The sequence below is a fragment of the Roseovarius sp. genome, from assembly GCF_027019125.1.
Taxonomy (GTDB): domain Bacteria; phylum Pseudomonadota; class Alphaproteobacteria; order Rhodobacterales; family Rhodobacteraceae; genus Roseovarius.
This window is the reverse complement of sequence record NZ_JALUXE010000008.1, coordinates 201,924-221,058: the sequence shown is the minus strand read 5'-3', so window position 1 is coordinate 221,058 and position 19,135 is coordinate 201,924. Positions and strand designations below refer to the sequence as shown.

Genomic DNA, 19,135 nt, shown 5'->3' with positions numbered 1-19,135 from the left:
ATGCTGCACAGGTCTCACAGCGGGATGTGCCCGACTATACAAATAATTTAGGAAGGGCGGGCGCGGCCAAAAGCGGATGCAATGCAGGTCGAACAAGGATAGCTGTTTGCAGGCGACGCATATCGAGAGGATGACATGAAACTGCTCGTGGTCGAAGACGATGCAACGACAGGGGCCTATATCGCGCGAGGTCTGCGCGAAGAGGGGCATGCTGTCGATCTGGTCAGCAACGGGCGGGACGCGTTGATCCAAGCAACAAGCGGCTCCTATGACGTTCTGATCATCGACCGGATGTTGCCGGAAATCGACGGGCTGACACTGGTCAAGACCCTGCGCGGGGCGGGCAATCACACGCCGGTTCTCTTCCTGACCTCGCTTGGGAGTGTCGAAGAGCGGGTCAGCGGGCTGAACGCGGGGGCGGATGACTATCTGGTCAAGCCCTTTGCCTTTGGCGAGTTGTCGGCACGGGTTGCGGCCCTGGCGCGGCGTCCACATGCGCTGGAGCAAGAGACCGTGTTGCGCGCCGGGCCTCTGGAGATGGACCTGATCGCCCGCAAGGTGACGCGGGAGGGTCAGGAGATCGACCTTCTGCCGCGTGAATTCGCCATTCTTGAGCACCTGATGCGCCGCAAGGGGCGCGTGCAAACACGTACGATGCTGCTCGAGGCGATCTGGGACATCTCGTTCGATCCGATGACCAACGTGGTTGAAACCCATATCAGCCGCTTGCGCTCCAAGGTGGACAAGCCATTCGCGACGGAGCTTATCAAGACCGTGCGCGGTGCAGGTTATCGGATTGACGGATGATCCTGACCCGCGTCTCACTTCTCCGCTCAATGCCGATCCGGCTGGCGGCTGGCCTCGTGTTCTTGTTCTCGCTCGTATCGCTGCTGGGGCTCCTTGCGAGCTATTTTTACACGCAAGCCTCCTTTGAAGAGACGCTTCGCGCCGACCTTACGCAGGATATGGCCGGATTTCACGCGGCCCCTTCTGCCGCCGCGCTCGCCTCTTTGGTCGAGGCGGAGGCGCGCAACACGGATCCCGAACGAGTCGTGCTGAGTTATTTCGCGCCGAACGGGCGGCACTATGGCAACGCGCTGGTGGCGCGCGATGCGGATGGCTATCGGATTCTGTCCTACCTTCCGGGAAACCCGGAAATCGAGGGGCGGTTTCTGGCGCTGACCACCTCGTTGCGTGGCGGTCAACTCACTGTGGCACGCAGCCTCGCGCATATCGACGCGCTGCGAGAGACCTTTCTAAACATACTGGCTATCTCGCTGCTGCCGACAGTTCTTGTAGCGCTGTCGGGCGGATTATTCCTGGCGCGGCGCGGCGCGCGGCATGTGGCAGTGATCAGCGGAACGCTGGATCAATTGACCTCAGGCAACCTGCAAGCGCGGGTAGGGGATGTCAAAGGCTGGTCCGACGACCTGGCCCGCATCGCCACTAAGGTCGATCAGATGGCCCGCTCGCAAGAGGATGCGGTCGAGAGCTTGCGGCAGGTGTCCTCGGATATTGCCCATGACCTCAAGACTCCGATTCAACGCGCTGCCGTCCATCTGGATGAATTGAGTCAGAGCCCGGATCTGACCGGAAATGCGCGGGAGATGCTGGAAAAGGCACAGGCGGAACTCGACCGGATCGTGTCGATCTTTCACGCGCTGTTGCAACTGGCACAGATCGAAAGCGGCTCACCACGGGCGCGGTTTGCGCCAGTGGACCTGTCCGAGCTATGCCGGACCTTCTGTGAAGTCTACGAACCCGCCGCCACTGAGAATGGACAAACTCTGATCTGCGCCCTCCCCGATGTCCCGGTGCGTCCGGTGATAGGGGATCGCACGCTGTTGGGGCAGGTTCTTGCCAATCTCATAGAGAATGCCATGCGTCACACCCCGCAAGGCACCCGGATCACCGTCGCTCTGTCTCAGTCAGAGGCCCATGTATATCTGGCAGTCACGGATAACGGCCCCGGCATTCCCGAAGCAGAGCGGGATCTGGTGCTGCGCCGACTCTACCGGCTGGATCGTAGCCGCATGACCCCCGGGAATGGATTGGGGCTGAGCCTTGTTGCGGGGATTGCGCAGGTGCATGACGCGACGCTGTCCCTCGACGATGCGGGGCCCGGTCTGCGGGTCAGGCTCGGCTTTCCCTAATACCACGGCATGCACGTGACCATAGCCTAGGGCACGCCCGGCCCCGGATCAGGCGCGCGGTTCGCCCTGAGCCGGTCATCATGTCGACCTCGGCCACGACGGGGGACAAGAGATCGCGCCGCGAAATGGCGCGATCAAGGCGCGCCTACGCTCATATCGTCCGTCCGCCATCGACCTCCAGCACAACGCCAGTGATGAAATCGGCCTCATCCGAGGCCAGATAAAGCGCCGCATTGGCGATGTCGCGCGCCTCTGACAGCCGGCCCATCGGAATCGTCGAGATGAACCGCGCGCGGTTCTCGGGCGTGTCGGGCATGCCCATGAACTGCTCCAACAGGCCCGTTGCGCCCATCACCGGCGCGATACAGCAAACGCGGATCTTGTCAGGGGCAAGTTCCACGGCCAAAGAGCGCGTCATCAGGTTCACCGCCCCCTTGGACGAGTTATACCAGGTCAGGCCGGGGCGCGGGCGGATGCCTGCGGTCGAGCCGATGTTGATCATCACCCCGCCCCCGGCAGCGCGCCAAAGCGGCACACAGGTCTTGGTCATGTGAAAGATCGACAACACGTTGATGTCGTAGATCTTGCGAAAGGTGGCCTCGTCCGTTTCCATCAGGGGGCTGTTGGGATTGCTCCAACCGGCATTGTTGACCACGATGTCGAGCCCGCCAAAAGCCGCGACCGTGGCATCAACGGCGGCCTGAACCTGATCGCCCTTGGACACATCGCAGGTCACGGCGACGGCGTTCTCGCCAAGCGCCTCTGCCACGGCGCGCGCGCCGGCCTCGTTCAAATCGACCACCGCCACCTTGGCACCTTCGCGGATATAGGTTTCGGCAATTCCTTTGCCAAAGCCCGAGGCTGCCCCAGTCACGAGTGTTCGTTTTCCCTGTAGTCTCATCTTGTGATCCTTTGGTCTTGTCAGTGCCGCCCGCAGCGCGGCCTAGCCGTGATGGTTGATTATCGTCTTGATTCGCGAGAATTCGAGCAGCGCGGCAAAGCCCTTTTCGCGGCCATGGCCCGACTTGCGGATGCCTCCAAAAGGCAATTCGACGCCACCGCCCGCGCCGTAGCCATTTACGAACACCTGACCGCAGCGCATCGCCTTGGCCACACGCTGTTGGCGTCCGCCATCGCGGGTCCAGACGGCGGCAACGAGGCCATAGTCGGTGGCATTGGCAATCGAAATCGCCTCTGCTTCATCCTCGAACGGGATCAGGCAGAGCACCGGGCCGAACACCTCTTCCTGTGCAATCCGCGCCATGGGATCGCAGGGGCCAAACACGGCCGGAGCCACGTAATAGCCGCCTTTTGGCGCATCGGGACGGATGCTGCCACGGGCCATCAGCGGCGCATCGGCCTCGGCGATATAGGTCTCGACCCGCTTTTTCTGCTTGGCGGAGATGAGCGGCCCAAGCACCGCATCCTCGCCGGAATCCGAGGCGGCGATGGCGCTGAACTGGGCCGTCAATTCGGCCACGGCGCGGTCGTAGATACCACGCTGCAAGAGAACGCGGGTACCCGCCGAGCAGGTCTGGCCGGCATTCTGGATCACCGCATTGACAAGCACCGGCATCGCCGCCTCAAGATCAGCGTCGTCGAACACGATCTGCGGTGACTTGCCCCCCAGTTCCAGCGTGCAGCCGATGAAGTTCCTGGCCGCAGCGGTCTGGACGATCACGCCCACCTCTGGCGACCCGGTAAAGGACATGAAATCAATCCCCCGATGATCCGCCAGCGCCTGACCGGCCACGGCACCGCGCCCGGTGACGATATTGATGGCACCGGGGGGAAAGCCCACCTCGATCGCCAGTTCAGCAATCCGCAACGCGCTCAGGCAGGCGTCTTCAGCGGGTTTCAGAACCGTGGCATTACCCATGGCGAGCGCCGGAGCGACCGAACGGCCAAACATCTGCGCAGGATAGTTCCACGGGATGATATGCCCGGTCACGCCATAGGGCTCGCGGTGCACTTCGACATTATAGCCGTTGAGAAATGGCACGATTTCCCCATGCACCTTGTCCGCGCCGCCACCATAGAATTCGAAATAGCGGGCGGTGACTTTCATATCGGTGCGCGCCTGCGCAATCGGCTTGCCGTTATCGCGCCGCTCGAGCTGTGCCAGCGGTTCGACATTTTCAAGAATACGCTCGGAGAGGCGGATCATCAGGCGGCCCCGCTCTGCGGCGGTTAGTCTGGACCACTCGCCGCCATCAAAGGCCGCACGCGCCGCTGCGACCGCCGCGTCGATATCGGCGGCGTCGCTGTCAGCAATCTGGGCAAAGGGCAAGCCGTCGATGGGCGACAGCACATCCATCACCTTGCCCGAGAGTGCGGGGACCCACGCGTTGCCAATCAGGTTCAGTGGCTTCGGGATGACCGGTGTTGCATCGGGATCAATGTCTTTCATGCCTTGGCTCCTTGGTGTTCAAATTCCCCTCACCATGGTGTCTCGTCGGACCCTGCCGACCGTACACGGCGTATCAAGGCGAAGGGTTGGATTCGCTCATCGCCAGCGTGATCGAGCGATCCCGCACGCGCAAGGTCTGAAAGCTGTTGGCACGGTTCGAAGCTGCGGTAGCAAGGGGGCAAGTCGAGGTGCCCTGCCCCCTGATCCGTTGTTAAAATGTCTTGGCGAGCGTCAGCTTGAAATTTCGCCCCACCGCCGGGCGGGTGGCCAGGTTGGGCATGTATTGCTCGTCGAACAGATTCTCGATGCCGACGCGAAATTCGGTTCCCTCCCAGACACCGCGCTTGGGCGCGATGGTGGCGCGCAGGTTGTGGACCGTATACCCCTCGTCCCTCACGCCATTCACGGTGATGGAGTCGGCGCTGACAACCTCCCAACTCAGGTCATAGGTGTCGTCAAAAACCTTACCCACCGTGGCGCGCAGGCTGTTGGCGGCAAGGTTGCGCCAATCACGGACCCCGCCCAAGGCGTCCACCTCTTCACCATCGGAGATGGTGGCATTGAAATCGAGGTAGAAGCCGTTTTCCATGGCATAGGATGCCTCGAACTCCAGCCCTTGGGTCTGGATTTCATCCAGCAGGGCTTGGGCGGGCGTGGTATCGACAAAGGAATTCACATCCCAAAGTTCACTGTCGAAATACGTGACCTTGAGCGCCAGACTGTCACTGTCGCGCAAGAGACCGCGACGGTCATAGGAAAAGCCAAGCTCGTACGTGCGCGATTTCTCGCTCCGGCCGATGCGGATTGGGAACTCAAGATCGTCGATGATCGGCAAGACCTCGGTATAGGCGGCACTGCCGAACAGGGCAAAGCCGTTGTTGAACGCATAGCGCAGCGACAGGCCGCCCATCAGCGCGTCCTCGGAAAAGCGCCCATCGTTGGGGGCGGTGTTGCCCTCGACCTTGGATGTCTCGTAGCGGAGGGCTGGCGTCACGGTCCAGGAACGGCCGATGTCGATCTCGTCCACCGCAAAAATCGCCCAACGGTTGTCCTCGCCCCCCGGTGCGGCAAAGGCGTTGACGCGCTCGCGGTTGATGTATTCGATCCCCGCCGTCAGATCGTGGCGCAATGCGCCGGTATCGAACAGGGATGTGTTCTTGAGCGTAAGCGTGGTCGTTTCGTAATCATGGTCCGCATCAAGCAGCGCCGAGCAGATGCTGGTCGGAGCCGGTGGGCTGCCGGGGCAAGAGACAGGGGCCTGAAGGATTGATTCATCCACATGCGAATATTGCAGCGTCAGGTCAACCAGGTCGTTGAGCGGGTTGAAGTTGTATTTGAGGATGCTTGTCTGGCTTTCGACCTCGCGGTCGACGTTGCCGAAGAAGGTGAGATTGCCAAAGCTGTCGAACGGCACGTCGAATTGCGAACTTTGGGTGTCCTGATAGCTGGCCTCGATGGAATGGGTCTTATCCTCGCCAAAGCGATACTTGGCCTTGATCAACATCGAGGGATCGTCGATCCGCGCCCTGAGCGGGTTGATGACAGTGCCACTGCCATCCTCGGGAAAACCGAGCCTGCGGCTGACATAGTTGAAGAGCAGGCCGAAATTCTCGGTCGGTTGCCACGCCCCGATGGTCGAAGACGTCACACCATTGCCGTTGGTCTGGAATTCCAGAGTTTGACGCAGGCCAAACCCGGTCTCGCCTTCGGTCACATCCTCGGGGTCAATGGTTTCGAGCCGCACGACGCCGCCCACCACGCCAGACCCGTATTCGAACGACCCTACGGTACCCCGGATCACCTCGACCTCCTTGAAGAGGAACGGATCGGTGAAAAGCTGCGTGCCGATACGGTAAAGCTCCTCGGACCCGCGCGTGGCGCCATCGACCTGAATCAACACCTTTTGATCCGTGCCGAATGTGTCATTCGAGCCAAAGCCCCGGATCGAGATGCCAGACCCCTGCGCGGTGTCGCCGTTGAGCAAGGCCACAGAGGGCACCGTCACCAGCAATTCGGCCACAGACCCGGCCTGACGGTCGCGAATTTCCTCTTCGTCGATCACGGTCGTCGGCGTGGCGGTTTCGGTCTGCACCGCGCGCTTGCTTTCTCCGAGCGTCAGGGTGCCAAGAAAGCCCTCTTGCGGTAAGGTCTCTTGAGCGAGACCGACAGATCCTTGGCCAAGCCCAATGCAGAGGCAGGTGGTTGTAAGTAATATGCAGCGCTTGCGCGATGTCATCACGTGTCCCTTTCGTTTCGTTGACAATGGCTGTCACACCGTTGTGCTTGCGAAAGGCTGGCACGGTTTTTTCTTTTGGTTTCAGTAGTTGCGCGATCTTTTCCGGATCGGCCTTGCGCTCCTTAATCTTTTATGAGTAAAAGAGTCAAGATTGCGATCCGGATTTCAGGGATCGTATTTCAGAGCCACGTCCGCGCCCAAGGTGCGATGCAGCCAGCCCATCCATCCAGACATGAGGCCGGCATGACAAACCCCGCTCCCCTTACCCCCGACGCAATCCGGGCCTTTCAGGCCGAGAACCCCAAGATGCGCAGCCGCGATCAAGCGGACCGCCTTGGAATCAGTGAAGCAGAACTTGTCGCCGCTCACGTCGGGCGCGGCGTGACCGCAATCGCCGCCCATCCCGATCAGGTGATTGGAGCTGCTCAACGGCTGGGTGAGGTGATGGCCCTCACCCGCAACGAGAGCTGCGTGCATGAAAAAGTGGGGCGGTATGACAATTATCACACCGGCCAACACGCGGCGATGGTGCTGACCGAGGAGATCGACCTCAGGATGTTCCCAAGCCATTGGCGGCATGCCTTCATGGTCGAGACCGAGACCGACTCCGGCCCCAAACGCAGCCTGCAAGTGTTTGATGCCGCAGGCGACGCGGTACACAAGATTTTCCTGCGCGATACCTCGTCTTTGACCGCATGGGAGGCGCTGCGCCTCTCGCTGGCCCTGCCGGAACAAGCCCCGACCCTCACGGTCGATCCGCGCCAGCCCCCCGAGGCCGCGAAATCCAATACCGACAAACTCGACGTTCTGCGCGAGGAATGGCGGCGCATGACCGATACGCATCAATTCCTGCGCCTCACGTCCAAGTTACGAATGAACCGGCTGGGGGCCTACCGCATCGCGGGTGCGCCGTTTGTGCGCGCATTGGCGACCGGAGCCGTGAATACGCTGCTGACCAAACTGGCACTGTCGGGCACCGAGGTGATGATCTTTGTCGGCAATCGGGGCTGTATCCAGATCCATTCGGGCCCCATTGTCACGCTCAAACCCATGGGGCCGTGGCAAAACGTGATGGATCCGGGCTTCAACTTGCACCTGCGGCTGGATCACGTGGCCGAGGTCTGGGCAGTGGACAAACCCACCCAACGCGGTGCCGCGATTTCCGTCGAAGCGTTCGACGCCCAAGGCTCGCTGATCTTTCAAATTTTCGGGCTTGGCAAAGAGGGGCGCGACAGCCGCGCCGCCTTTGGCCAGATCGTCGAGGCCTTGCCGGGCCTGCAAAAGGCGGATGCGGAGGCGCTGACATGAGCGGACGCACCCTGACGCGCCGGGTGCTCTTGGCCCAAGTGGCGGTTTTGGCTCTGGCCGGGGCGAGCCTTGCGCAAGAGGCAGACCGCGTGCTCTCCATCGGCGGATCGGTGACAGAGATCGTACATGCCTTGGGACAGGGGCATCGGCTGGTCGCGCGCGACACCACCTCGACCTTTCCGCCCAAAGTGACGGAACTGCCCGACGTAGGCTATGCCCGCGCGCTCAGCCCCGAAGGCGTGCTCTCGGTCGCGCCATCCCTCATCCTGGCCATAGAAGGGGCTGGCCCACCCGAGGCGATCGAGGTCCTCGCGCAATCTGGCGTGACCTTTGTCAGCATCCCCGAGGCGCAAAGCGCAGAGGGCATCCTGACCAAGATCGCCGCCGTCGGCGCGGCACTGGGCGTGCCCGACCGCGCCGAAGCCTTGGCGACAGAGACACGCGCCGCACTCGAGGCCGCCGCAGAACGCAGGGCGCAGCTGCCCGAGACGGCGCGCAAGCGCGTGCTCTTCATCCTCAGCCTGCAAGGCGGGCGCATCCTTGCGTCCGGGCGCGACACGCAAGCCGCCGCAATCATCGCAATGGCGGGAGGCATCAACGCTGTAACGGAGTTTGACGGCTACAAGCAAATGACCGACGAAGCCGTGGCAGAAGCCGCCCCTGACGTGATCCTCATGATGGACCGCACGGGGGATCATGCCATCCTTGACGAACAGCTCTTTGCCCTGCCTTCGATCCGGGTCACGCCCGCGCGTGCGACTGAATCGATTGTGCGGATGAATGGGCTCTATCTCTTGGGCTTTGGGCCGCGCACCGCTAGGGCGGCGCTGGATCTGAACAGGGCACTTTATGGCACCGCGAAGGCCGCGCACGATGACCGTGACCCAAGCTGATGCCCTGCCCCACGACCATCGCCAGGATCGCCGGGCGCGGGCGCGCCGGGCGCATCTTTGGCTGGGTCTCTGTCTGGTTCTGACCTGCGCCATCAGTCTCGAAACGGGGGCTTCGGGCGTATCTCTATGGTCGGTGATGAGCGCCGGGGCGGCGGAGACGCCTGTGCAAGGCATCATTCTTTGGGAGGTGCGCCTCCCCCGCGTGCTTTTGGGGGTGCTGGTGGGCGCGGCGTTGGCGGTTTCGGGCACGGTGATGCAGGGGCTCTTTCGCAATCCGCTGGCCGATCCGGGGATCGTGGGGGTCAGCGCCGGGGCCGGTCTTGGGGCGGTCACGGCAATTGTGTTGGGCAGCCTCTTGCCCATCGCGCTGCACGACAGTCTGGGGCCATTTCTGGTCCCGGTCGCGGCGTTCTTGGGGGGATGGGCCTCGGTGCTTCTGCTTTATGGCGTCGCGACGCGCGGCGGGCGGACGTCGGTGGCAACCATGCTGCTGGCGGGGATTGCACTTGGCGCCTTGTCGGGCGCGGTATCGGGCCTCATGGTCTATGCGGCGGATGATCAGCAATTGCGTGATCTGACATTCTGGGGACTTGGGTCGCTGGCCGGGGCAACATGGGTCAAAGTGGCCACCGCCGCGCCGATCCTGCTTATGGCCATGGCGGGGGCTATGACGCTTGGGCGCGGCCTTAATGGGCTGGCCTTTGGCGAAGCGACGGCGCTTCACCTGGGCATTCCGGTGCAACGGGTCAAGACGCTGGCCATTCTCGCGGTAGCAGCGGCCACTGGCGGTGCGGTCGCAGTCTCGGGCGGGATAGGCTTTATCGGCATCGTGGTGCCACATCTGCTTCGGTTGGCGACCGGGCCAGACCATAGCCCGCTTCTCGTTAACGCGGCGCTGTTGGGCGCAAGCCTGTTGCTCGGCGCGGATATTGTCAGCCGGGTGATCATCGCACCGGCGGAACTGCCTATCGGAATAGTTACCGCCGTAGTCGGTGCGCCCGTCTTTCTTTGGATCTTGCTACGGCAGCGCCCGATGGGGGATTTCTGATGCTCTGCGCGCAAGCGATCACGCTCGCGATTGGGGGCAAGACCATCCTGCGTGATGCGAACCTCTCGGCCCGAGCAGGCGAGATCACGGCCATTGTGGGCCCGAACGGCTCTGGCAAGACATCCCTGTTGAGGGTGTTGACCGGCGAGACCGCCGCTGCGGGCGTGGTACGGCTTGGCCCCCTGGATGTGCATCCGCGCGCGGCCACAACCCTTGCCGCGCGGCGCGGGGTGTTGCCGCAGGCCACGCGGATCGCTTTTCCCTTCACGGTGAGCGAACTGGTGCGGATCGGGCATGGCGCGGGACAATATGCAGCCCGCGCCGATATTCCCGAAAGCGCGCTGGCGCGCGTGGGTTTGGCGCATCTGGCCAACCGCTTCTATCCGGATCTCTCGGGCGGCGAGCAGCAGCGGGTCCAGTTGGCGCGGGTTCTCGCCCAGGTATGGGAGCCTGTTGGACCGGGCGGGGCAAACTGGCTCTTCCTGGACGAGCCCGTCTCGAGCCTGGATATCGGCCAACAGCTGAGCGTGATGCGAATTGCGCGCACCTATGCACAGGCAGGGGGCGGGGTGGTCGCGGTGATGCATGATCTGAACCTGACCGCGATGTTCGCCGATCATGTCGTGATGGTGCAACAGGGCAAGATTGCCGGTGCCGGCACACCGCACGAGGTGCTGACCTCTGACAGACTCTCGGCAGTTTACGGCTGCGCTCTCAGGGTCAGCACGCCGCCGCTTGGACATGTGCCCTATCTGCTGCCCCAAGCCGCGCAAGAGTTCTTGGGATGATGACGGCAGAGAGCGCCAAGCCCTACGCAAAACCCACGTTACGAGCGAGCCGTTATCGCGCTGCAGAACGCAGGCCAAGAACCTGCGCCGGGGCGATCCGTTCGCCATTCTCGAGAATCAGCGCGGTCTCCCCGGCTTCGAACTGTGCTTCGGCGATTTGCCGATAGAAGGTCGCGCTATGGCGCGCGATGGTTTCCTGACCCGCGAGAGAGTGCACCGTGAGCGTGTACTCCGCCGACGCGAGGGGGAAGCCTGCCGAATCGAGGCCGGACCAGACAACCGGACCAGAGCGCGCCGGAATCGCTTGGCGGTTGACGATGATGCCTCGGGCGTCGGTCGCCACGATCTCGGCGGCATCCGCCTGGGAGTCGACAGTGGCAATCAGGGAAACCGGTTGCCCGGAGAAGGCGACAGGACCGGTCGACAGCGCCTCCATCCCGATCCATCCGGACACTTGCGACAAGCCCTGTGCGCCCAGTCGCGCGCCCAGATCGGCAAGCAGATCATTGGTCAGAACCTGTTGTTCGACCGTCGAGAAGGTCGCCAGTTGCACGGCAAAATCCGAGGATTCAATCGGATTGAGTGGGTCCTGATTGCGCAACTGGGTCGTGAGCATCTTGAGAAAGGTCTCGAAATCAGAGCTGAAGCCGGGCGCGGGGCGCGCAATGGCGGCATCCGGCACAGGGGCGGCGGCTGCCGCTGCGCGGCCCAGACCGGTGGCCGGGGGAATCGTCGTCACATCCATCTTGTTTCCTCTAGATCAGAACATTGATGCGCCCGCCCATCATCGCGGGTGCAGGACGCCCCGTGGGCAAGGGCGGAATGGGGCTCAACCCCTGTTCGTCAGGTTGGGCGAAACCTTGTGCTTTCGGTGCGCCTGCCACGTTCTCGCCAGAGTTCTGACCGGCAAAGGAAAATCGCGCCTCTTGATACCCGACATCCAGCAGCCCTCTGGCGAGCGCCTCGACATGCCGCCGCAAAAGATCCAGCGTTTCTGGACGTTCCGCGACGACCGACACGGTCACGACACCCTCATGGCTGCTCACACTCAGGCGCACCCGGCCCAGCTCTTCGGGCGCGAGCCTGAGATCAACAGTCGGTTTTCCTCCATCACCCGCGTGCACCGCTACTGCAATCTGCTGGGCAAGCGCCTGTGCAAGATCGTGCCGGGCCAAGGCGTTGAGAGGCTGATTTGGTCCCACAGGGGGAGCAACGCGCCAGTCGGATAGTTCTGCCCCCGATGGCATGCCCCCCGCATCTCCAAGATCAGTCACGGTTGCGTCGGAAGACAGCGGTGCCAGTGACAAGGCATCCTGCGCGTGGAGACCGGCCAGCCCCGATGACCGCATCACCAAAGCTGACAGCGGCAAGGACCCAATATCCCTCTGCGTCACAAAGGACGGACCTGAACCAAATCTCGTCCCCTGCGGCGTGACGGCGACCCGGTCTGTTTCCGCAGCATTCTCTGGGTCAATGTCGGATTGCCCCGCAAAAGCGGCCAGAGCTGCGCCTTCAAGCCCGGCCCATTTGCGCATGCCGGGCGGCAGGGAAAGGCCGACTTCCGCCCTCGCCAGGGGCTTGAGCTTGGCAAGGTCCGCGCGCGCGGAAATGGGCCATTTGGCGTGCTCTTCCAACTCTGCCCTTGCCGCTGCCCTGGAACCTTGAGGCATGTCCCTGTGCCGCTCTTGCGAGGCCTCTGGCGCAACCCCTTGTGATTGGCTGTCAGAGGGCGCGGAAGCGTATCCGTTCGGCCAAGGTGCCTGTCCTTGCATGTCCAGAGGCTTGTGCCTATCCACCCCCGGTTGCCCGGCCGGCGTCTGCGCGCCATTGGCGATATACGGGGTCTCCTGCCCGGATCCGTGATCCTTGATCGGCTCGGACAGAGAACCATTCCCTATCCCAGGCCACACTTTGTCAGAGGGTAATGGCACGACCTGCCCGTATTGGTCGGGGACGTCCGACAAGGCGGGCACCGATCCGACACTTGGCCCGGACGCGGCGGCGGTTGCAGGCAGACCGGTGTCAGACAACGCCGCCTCTTGCGGCTGTGTCCGAGCGACATCCGCAGGAGATGCAGCAATCCCGGTATCTGACAAATCCTCCTCTTCTCTCTGACGTTCCGCGGCGTCCTCTTCGGCCCTTTGAAAGATACCACCGAATGTTTGTGCGCGCTCAGATGAGAGTGTGCCAGCATCCGACGCGCCCAAAACGGTCTGCGATGACGGTGCGCGCTCAAGCGCGGGATTCACAGGATACGTGGCGGGTATGGCAGACATGAGACCCCTCCGGCATTGCATGACGTTACCGTCGAAGATCGCAGAAACCGGTTACTGCTTCTTTACCGGTTTCGGTTCTTCTTGAGCCGAGTGTGATCAATTTGAGGGATTCTAATGACTGATCCAGTATCTGCCGCCTCCGGTTCCGTGGACCGGCCAGCACATACCCCGAGCCCCACCCGGCTTGTGGCCGAGCGACTGGAGGCAAGTTTTCTCGCCGAAATGCTCAAGTTCGGGGGGCTCGAGCCCAAGAGCGACGGTTTCGGGGCAAGCACGGGCGAATCGCAATTCGCCTCCTTTCACCGAGAGGCTTTGGCGCAGGAGATGGTCAAGGCCGGGGGCATCGGGCTTGCGGATGTCTTTTTTCAATCCATGATGGAGCGCGCCAATGACAACTGACCAGAGCAACCGCTTGATCCAGCAGCTTGATGTCATTCTGGAGGAGGAGCGTAACGCGTTGCTGCGCGGGGATCTCTCGCAGATCACGGCGCTCATGTCGGAAAAGGAACGCCTGATTGACGCGCTGAACGCCAATGCAACGACAGCTGGCGATTTGACAGCGGTTCACGGGAAGCTGAGCCGCAATCAGGCGCTGCTTGACGGGGCGTTGCAGGGGATTCGCACCGTGGCCGCCCGCCTCGCAGCGCATCGGCGCATTCGACGTTCCTTGGACACATATGACCAGAATGGACGCAAACACTCCATTCCCGGCGAGATTGCGCACCATCTCGAAAAACGCGCCTGACAGTTTGGCTAAAATTCTCGGAGTTTCGGCAGAGGGGTTTAGCACTCCGTTAGCATCTTGAAGGCACTCTGCCTCTTGCATCCCGAACGGATGGCGCAGCCGGGATTTCCCGCATCCTGCAATCGTCAGAAAGACAGCCCAGATCGTTCCCCACCCGGGAAACGGACACAGAAATGGCGAAATACGCCAAACCCTAAAGGAACATGATATGTCCAGTATTCTGACCAACAACAGCGCCATGGTGGCACTTCAGACCCTGCAATCCGTGAACTCAAACCTGGCCAAGACCCAGGATATGATCTCGACGGGCAAGGCCGTGGCGACGGCCAAGGACAATTCCGCAATCTTCGCCATTTCCAAAGTGATGGAATCCGATGTCAGCGGCTTCAAGGCCGTGTCTGACGCGCTGTCCTTGGGCGAGTCGACCGTCGCCGTGGCCTCGGCCGGGGCCGAGCAGATCACCAACCTTCTCAATGAGATCAAGGAGAAGGTCGTCGCCGCAACCGGTGAAAACGTCGATCACGCCAAGATCCAGAACGATGTCGACGAGTTGGTGAATCAGGTCACGTCGATCATCGGCGCGTCGCAGTTCAACGGGGCGAACCTGCTCAATGCCGCCGGCAATGCCGGGATCACGGTGCTGTCCTCGCTCGACCGTGATGCGACCGGAACGGTGACAGCCTCGAACATCACGGTGGCCTCTGTCGATTTCGAGACCAACCTTGACCTGAGCAACATCGATGTGTCGACTTCGGCTGCCGCCGACACCTCGCTTGCGGCGATCGAAGTCCATATCCAGACGGCGGTGGACGGCGCAGCCGCACTTGGTGCGTCGGCCAAACGGATTTCGGATCAGAACGAGTTCGTCAGCAAGGTGACGGATGCCATGAAATCCGGCATCGGCGCGCTGGTCGATGCCGATCTGGAGGAGGCCTCGGCGCGGTTGCAGGCGTTGCAGGTGCAACAGCAGTTGGCAACCCAGTCGCTGTCCATCGCCAATCAGGCCCCGCAGGCCATCCTGTCGCTGTTCAGGAACTAAAACACTCAGGGGCGCCTTTCGGGGCGCCCCTGACACGTGACCTGTGACAGACCGAATTTGAAAGGACATGACGTGAATGCGACCCGTCTTGCGCAGAGCGCCTATCGCGACCAGGCCCGGTCCGTGCGGACCGACCGTGGGTTGGAATATGATGCCTTTGCCCGCGTGACCCAACGCCTTGTGGTAGCCGCGGGACAGGACCCGCGAGACATACCAAATCTTGCGGCAGCCTTGCATGACAACCGGCGGCTCTGGACCATCCTCGCCACCGACGTGGCAGACGCTCAGAATCCGCTGCCGGCGCCGCTGCGGGCCCAGATTGTCTCTCTCGCGCAGTTTTGTCATCGGCACAGCAGTGCGGTGTTGACCACCAAGGCATCGCTACAGCCCCTGATCGACATCAACACCGCCATCATGCGTGGGCTGAGCGACCGGAGGGCCAGCCAATGAGCGGCCTTGTCCTGAAACTCAATCCGAAAGAGCGGGTGCTCATCAACGGTGCCGTGATCGAGAATGGTGATCGTCGTTCGCGGCTGTCCATCATGACGCCGAATGCGCATATTCTGCGCCTTCGGGATGCGATTCATCCCGAAGGCGCAACGACTCCCGTGCGCCGGGCCTGTTTTGCCACACAACTTCTGCTCTCGGGGGATGGCGACCCTCAGGACGCGCGTCGTCAGGCCCTGCGCCGCATCGAGGAGTTGAGCCAGGTCTTGCGCGATCCCGACAGCCGAACCCAGCTGACCCTTGCCACGCGCGCGCTTCTGGACGGAGAAAATTACAAATGTCTCAAGGCCCTGCATATCCTGCTGCCGCGTGAAGAGCGTCTGTTGGCGCATCGCGCATCATGAACTTTAGCCCGGTCCTGACCATTGGAGGATTGCCGGGCTGGGCGCTCTTGTCGCGCACGTTTGAGCGGCAGACGGATCTGTTCAACAAATCCCCGCAGATCGTGCGCGATACCGAGTATTTCGAACAGAACATCGGCAAGATCACGACGGCAGAGGGGCTGGTCTCTGACCGCCGGCTGTTACGGGTGGCCTTGGGAGCCTTTGGGCTTCAGGAAGATATCGACAACCGTGCCTTTATCCGCGCCATCCTTGAGGAAGGCACGATTCGGGACGACGCGCTCGCCAATCGTCTTGCGGATGACCGTTACAAGCAACTGTCCGAGGCGTTTGCCTTTGCCGACCGCCCGGTACCGCGCACGCAACTCTCGAGTTTCGGCACCGAAATCACCGAGAAATTCCGCCGTCGGGAATTCGAGGTCGACATCGGGGATCAGGATCAGGCCCTGCGTCTGGCCCTGAACGTCCAGCGCGAGCTGGGCGACATCGCACGCGACGCCGAGTCCGAAGACACGCGCTGGTTCCGAATTTTGGGGAACCCGCCCCTGCGGCGTGTGTTCGAGGTGGCGCTCGGCCTACCGGACAGTTTCGCGCAGGCAGATCTTGACCGGCAGTTGGACGAGATCAAATCGCGCAGCGCACGACAGTTGAACATCAGTGCGCTCTCGGATTTCGGCGATGAGAACCTGCGTGAACAATTGATCCGACGTTTCCTGTTGCGCGATCAGGTGGCCAGCGTGAATGTTCAATCCTCGCAGGCCATCGCACTGACCTTGCTGCAATCGGTTCCGCGCAGGATTTGATACCGGCTGTTCCTTGTGGGGCTTATGCCGCTGCAGCAAGAAATCTCTGATTTTGCCGTTGCAATTGCCTGCGAGTAAAAGCCCTATGGGGCTGAGCAACAGGAGAGATACATGCGCTGCGTCTTTATCAATATCCGCTGCAAACCGGGGCATTCCTATCGCGTGGCCGAGGCCATCGCCTTGCGCGAAATTCATTCGGAGCTTTACTCCACCTCCGGTCCCTTTGACCTGCTGCTCAAGCTCTACATCCCCGAGACCGAGGATGTCGGCAAATATATCAACGATAATCTACTGGACATCGCCGGGATCGAACGGACTGAGACGACCCTGACATTCAAGGCCTTTTAACCCAGGATCTCGAACCGGGTGACATCGACCATGCCCCGGTCCGTGATCTTGAGCGCCGGGATGACGGGCAGCGCGAGAAAGGCCAGTTGCAGGAAGGGTTCCTGCAAGGTGACTCCAAGGGATCGTGCCGCGGTGCGCAGGTCGACAAGACGGTCTTGGACCATCTCGAAGGGCTCGAGGCTCATCAATCCTGCGAGCGGCAAGGGCAGCTCCGCCAGAACCTGCCCGCCTTGCACAACGACAAAGCCCCCCTCAATCTCGCCCAACCGCGTGGCGGCAAGGGCCATATCCGCATAATCCACCCCGACACAGGCGATATTGTGGTGGTCGTGGCAAACGGTCGAGGCAATAGCCCCGGATCTAAGCCCAAAACCGCGAACAAAGCCGGTTGCGATATTGCCGTTCTTGCCGTGCCGCTCGATCACCGCGATTCGAACGAGGTCGCGCGCGACGTCGGGGCGTTTATCTCCGTTCACCGGCTCAATCCGTTCGTGCAGATGCGCGGTCAGTATCTTGCCTTCCAGAATGCCGATCACATCCGTCTCGGCCCGATTGCTGGCATGGCGGAAATCCTGCGAGCGAATCGCCGGCGCACGCACCGAATGTCGCCCGATCGCAGGCACCGTGCCCCGTGCGGCAAAGGCCGCGGCATCGGCGCGCCGCCCGGCGCAGAACACATGCTGCACATCACAGGCCTCAAGCGACCTCACGGCCACGATATCCGCCCGCCGCCCCGGCGCAATCAGCCCACGATCCCGGAGGCCAAACGCCTCTGCCCCCGAGAGCGAGGCCGCGCGATAGGCGGCAACAGGCGATGCCCCTTCTGCAATCAGAACGCGGATCATGTGGTCGAGATGCCCCTCTTCCGCAATATCCAGCGGGTTCCGGTCATCGGTGCAAAGGCACATATAGGGTGCAGTCATGTCCGAGAGCAGAGGGGCGAGGGCATGCAGATCCTTGCTGACCGAGCCTTCGCGGATCAGCACGCGCATGCCACGTTGCAGTTTTTCACGTGCTTCTTCCGCGGTGGTCGCCTCGTGCTCTGTGCGAATGCCTGCCGCGCAATAGGCGTTGAGATCGCGCCCCGAGAGTTGCGGGCAATGCCCGTCGATATGCCCCCCTGCAAAGAGCCGGAGCTTGGCCATCATTCCCGGATCGCGGTGGATCACACCGGGAAAATTCATCACCTCGGCCAGACCGATCGCCGAGGGATGCCCCATCACCGCGCGCAGGTCCTCGGCGTCAATCTGCGCGCCCGAGGTCTCCATATGGCTTGACGGCACGCAGGACGAGAGCTGCACCCGAATGTCCATCAGGGTATGTTCAGAGGCGGCCTGAAAATAGCGGATGCCCTCCAGCCCCAGAACATTGGCGATCTCGTGGGGATCGCATATCGCGGTGGTTACGCCACGCGGCGTGACACAGCGGTCGAACTCAAAGGGCGTGACGAGAGAGCTTTCGATATGCAGATGCGTGTCGATGAAACCCGGCACAAGGATCAACCCCGCAAGGTCGATCACCTCGCGCCCCTCGTATGCCGCGCCAATGCCCACAACAGTATCGCCGCAGATAGCGACATCACCGGAAATCATATCCCCGGTGACAAGGTCGAAGACCCGAGCACCGCTCAGCACGAGATCTGCGGGTTCATCACCGCGGCCCTGTGCAATGCGCTGCTCTAGATCTGCCATGATCTGCCCTCCGACATATTGCAAGTGTCGCGTGGCAGAGGACCGAGCGCAAGCCTAATGGCCGCAACGCGCCGAGCACTGGCTTGCGGTGGGGATGTCCTTACTCGGCGGATGCCGTTGGTTTTGCCAGCTTCATCTCTGGTTTGCAGGACATGCCGTTGTAGCGGCTGATCAGCGCCTCGTTGCGGCGCTGATAGGCGCGCGCCTCATCACCTGCGGCACCCTTCATATCCATGAAGAACCACGGCACGAGCAGAAACGCCCCGGCAGTCCCGGCCACGATGTTCTGCGCGGTCTTGGTTTCCTGCTCTTTGATCAGGCCCTCGATGGCGCGGGTATTGGCCGTGATTTCACCGCGCAACTGCGCGCAGCTCAGGGCACTGTCCCCTGGCTGGACCTCGGCCACCGGATCGGGGGTACGGCCACCGCAGGCGCTCAAGAGCGAAATGGACAGGAGAGCTGGCACGAACAACTGTTTCATTTGATTACCTTTTCACAGAATGTTCGCGTGCTTAGCCTGCCCTCCGGACAAAGAAAAGTGCTGATTAT

The 19,135-nt window shown here is 61.9% G+C and carries 20 protein-coding genes; 13 read left to right on the top strand and 7 right to left on the bottom strand.

Annotated elements, in window-relative coordinates; genetic code table 11:
- The first annotated feature begins 135 nt into the window (after positions 1-135).
- Entirely contained in the window at positions 136-807 is a 672-nt protein-coding gene (locus MVC20_RS05195; RefSeq protein ID WP_297539119.1) for a response regulator transcription factor, read from the top strand.
- Complete coding sequence (locus tag MVC20_RS05190) at positions 804-2,153, top strand: HAMP domain-containing sensor histidine kinase (RefSeq protein WP_297539118.1); 1,350 nt, start codon at positions 804-806, stop codon at positions 2,151-2,153. Before MVC20_RS05195 ends, MVC20_RS05190 begins: the two co-directional genes overlap by 4 nt.
- A 151-nt stretch (positions 2,154-2,304) precedes the next feature.
- Here MVC20_RS05190 and MVC20_RS05185 read toward each other — a convergent pair whose 3' ends face one another.
- From MVC20_RS05185 to MVC20_RS05175, 3 genes are all read right to left on the bottom strand, one after another.
- Entirely contained in the window at positions 2,305-3,054 is a 750-nt protein-coding gene (locus MVC20_RS05185; protein WP_297539116.1) for an SDR family oxidoreductase, read from the bottom strand.
- 42 nt (positions 3,055-3,096) lie between these two features.
- Complete coding sequence (locus tag MVC20_RS05180; RefSeq protein ID WP_297539114.1) at positions 3,097-4,563, bottom strand: aldehyde dehydrogenase family protein; 1,467 nt, start codon at positions 4,561-4,563, stop codon at positions 3,097-3,099.
- Positions 4,564-4,774: 211 nt separating this feature from the next.
- The gene (locus MVC20_RS05175; RefSeq protein WP_297539112.1) at positions 4,775-6,799 is read right to left on the bottom strand and encodes a TonB-dependent receptor; all 2,025 of its coding nucleotides are present in this window, start codon (positions 6,797-6,799) and stop codon (positions 4,775-4,777) included.
- Positions 6,800-7,042: 243 nt separating this feature from the next.
- Between MVC20_RS05175 and MVC20_RS05170 the strand changes: the two genes are divergently transcribed.
- From MVC20_RS05170 to MVC20_RS05155, 4 genes are read left to right on the top strand one after another with little or no spacing between them, the layout of a single operon-like run.
- Entirely contained in the window at positions 7,043-8,107 is a 1,065-nt protein-coding gene (locus MVC20_RS05170; protein ID WP_297539110.1) for a ChuX/HutX family heme-like substrate-binding protein, read from the top strand.
- A complete protein-coding gene (locus MVC20_RS05165) occupies positions 8,104-9,000 on the top strand; it encodes an ABC transporter substrate-binding protein (protein WP_297539108.1) in 897 nt (298 codons plus the stop codon). The genes MVC20_RS05170 and MVC20_RS05165 overlap by 4 nt, the downstream gene beginning before the upstream one ends.
- Positions 8,981-10,048: an iron ABC transporter permease gene (locus MVC20_RS05160; protein WP_297539106.1), complete on the top strand. Its 1,068-nt coding sequence runs from the start codon at positions 8,981-8,983 to the stop codon at positions 10,046-10,048. The genes MVC20_RS05165 and MVC20_RS05160 overlap by 20 nt, the downstream gene beginning before the upstream one ends.
- Entirely contained in the window at positions 10,048-10,836 is a 789-nt protein-coding gene (locus MVC20_RS05155; RefSeq protein WP_297539104.1) for a heme ABC transporter ATP-binding protein, read from the top strand. Before MVC20_RS05160 ends, MVC20_RS05155 begins: the two co-directional genes overlap by 1 nt.
- A 52-nt stretch (positions 10,837-10,888) precedes the next feature.
- On the opposite strand, the gene MVC20_RS05150 is transcribed toward MVC20_RS05155, so the two are convergent.
- Both MVC20_RS05150 and MVC20_RS05145 read right to left on the bottom strand, forming a co-directional pair.
- Entirely contained in the window at positions 10,889-11,581 is a 693-nt protein-coding gene (locus MVC20_RS05150; protein WP_297539102.1) for a flagellar hook capping FlgD N-terminal domain-containing protein, read from the bottom strand.
- Positions 11,582-11,591: 10 nt separating this feature from the next.
- Positions 11,592-12,506: a flagellar hook-length control protein FliK gene (locus MVC20_RS05145; RefSeq protein ID WP_297539100.1), complete on the bottom strand. Its 915-nt coding sequence runs from the start codon at positions 12,504-12,506 to the stop codon at positions 11,592-11,594.
- Positions 12,507-13,226: 720 nt separating this feature from the next.
- Between MVC20_RS05145 and MVC20_RS05140 the strand changes: the two genes are divergently transcribed.
- From MVC20_RS05140 to MVC20_RS05110, 7 genes are all read left to right on the top strand, one after another.
- Positions 13,227-13,511, top strand: coding sequence for a rod-binding protein (locus tag MVC20_RS05140; RefSeq protein ID WP_297539098.1), 285 nt, complete (start codon positions 13,227-13,229; stop codon positions 13,509-13,511).
- Positions 13,501-13,857: a flagellar protein FlgN gene (locus MVC20_RS05135; protein WP_297539097.1), complete on the top strand. Its 357-nt coding sequence runs from the start codon at positions 13,501-13,503 to the stop codon at positions 13,855-13,857. The genes MVC20_RS05140 and MVC20_RS05135 overlap by 11 nt, the downstream gene beginning before the upstream one ends.
- 208 nt (positions 13,858-14,065) lie before the next feature.
- Positions 14,066-14,896: a flagellin gene (locus MVC20_RS05130; protein ID WP_297539095.1), complete on the top strand. Its 831-nt coding sequence runs from the start codon at positions 14,066-14,068 to the stop codon at positions 14,894-14,896.
- Positions 14,897-14,968: 72 nt separating this feature from the next.
- Positions 14,969-15,346, top strand: coding sequence for a flagellar biosynthesis regulator FlaF (flaF, locus tag MVC20_RS05125; protein WP_297539093.1), 378 nt, complete (start codon positions 14,969-14,971; stop codon positions 15,344-15,346).
- The gene (flbT, locus tag MVC20_RS05120) at positions 15,343-15,747 is read left to right on the top strand and encodes a flagellar biosynthesis repressor FlbT (RefSeq protein ID WP_297539091.1); all 405 of its coding nucleotides are present in this window, start codon (positions 15,343-15,345) and stop codon (positions 15,745-15,747) included. Before flaF ends, flbT begins: the two co-directional genes overlap by 4 nt.
- Positions 15,744-16,547 (top strand): DUF1217 domain-containing protein, encoded by an 804-nt coding sequence (locus MVC20_RS05115; RefSeq protein WP_297539089.1) that lies wholly within the window; start codon positions 15,744-15,746, stop codon positions 16,545-16,547. The genes flbT and MVC20_RS05115 overlap by 4 nt, the downstream gene beginning before the upstream one ends.
- Before the next feature lie 111 nt (positions 16,548-16,658).
- The gene (locus MVC20_RS05110) at positions 16,659-16,895 is read left to right on the top strand and encodes an Lrp/AsnC ligand binding domain-containing protein (protein ID WP_037276777.1); all 237 of its coding nucleotides are present in this window, start codon (positions 16,659-16,661) and stop codon (positions 16,893-16,895) included.
- Here MVC20_RS05110 and ade read toward each other — a convergent pair.
- Both ade and MVC20_RS05100 read right to left on the bottom strand, forming a co-directional pair.
- A complete protein-coding gene (gene ade, locus MVC20_RS05105) occupies positions 16,892-18,586 on the bottom strand; it encodes an adenine deaminase (RefSeq protein ID WP_297539087.1) in 1,695 nt (564 codons plus the stop codon). The two genes, MVC20_RS05110 and ade, sit on opposite strands and share 4 nt — an antisense overlap.
- 100 nt (positions 18,587-18,686) lie before the next feature.
- The gene (locus tag MVC20_RS05100; protein ID WP_297539085.1) at positions 18,687-19,067 is read right to left on the bottom strand and encodes a hypothetical protein; all 381 of its coding nucleotides are present in this window, start codon (positions 19,065-19,067) and stop codon (positions 18,687-18,689) included.
- Positions 19,068-19,135 lie beyond the last annotated feature (68 nt).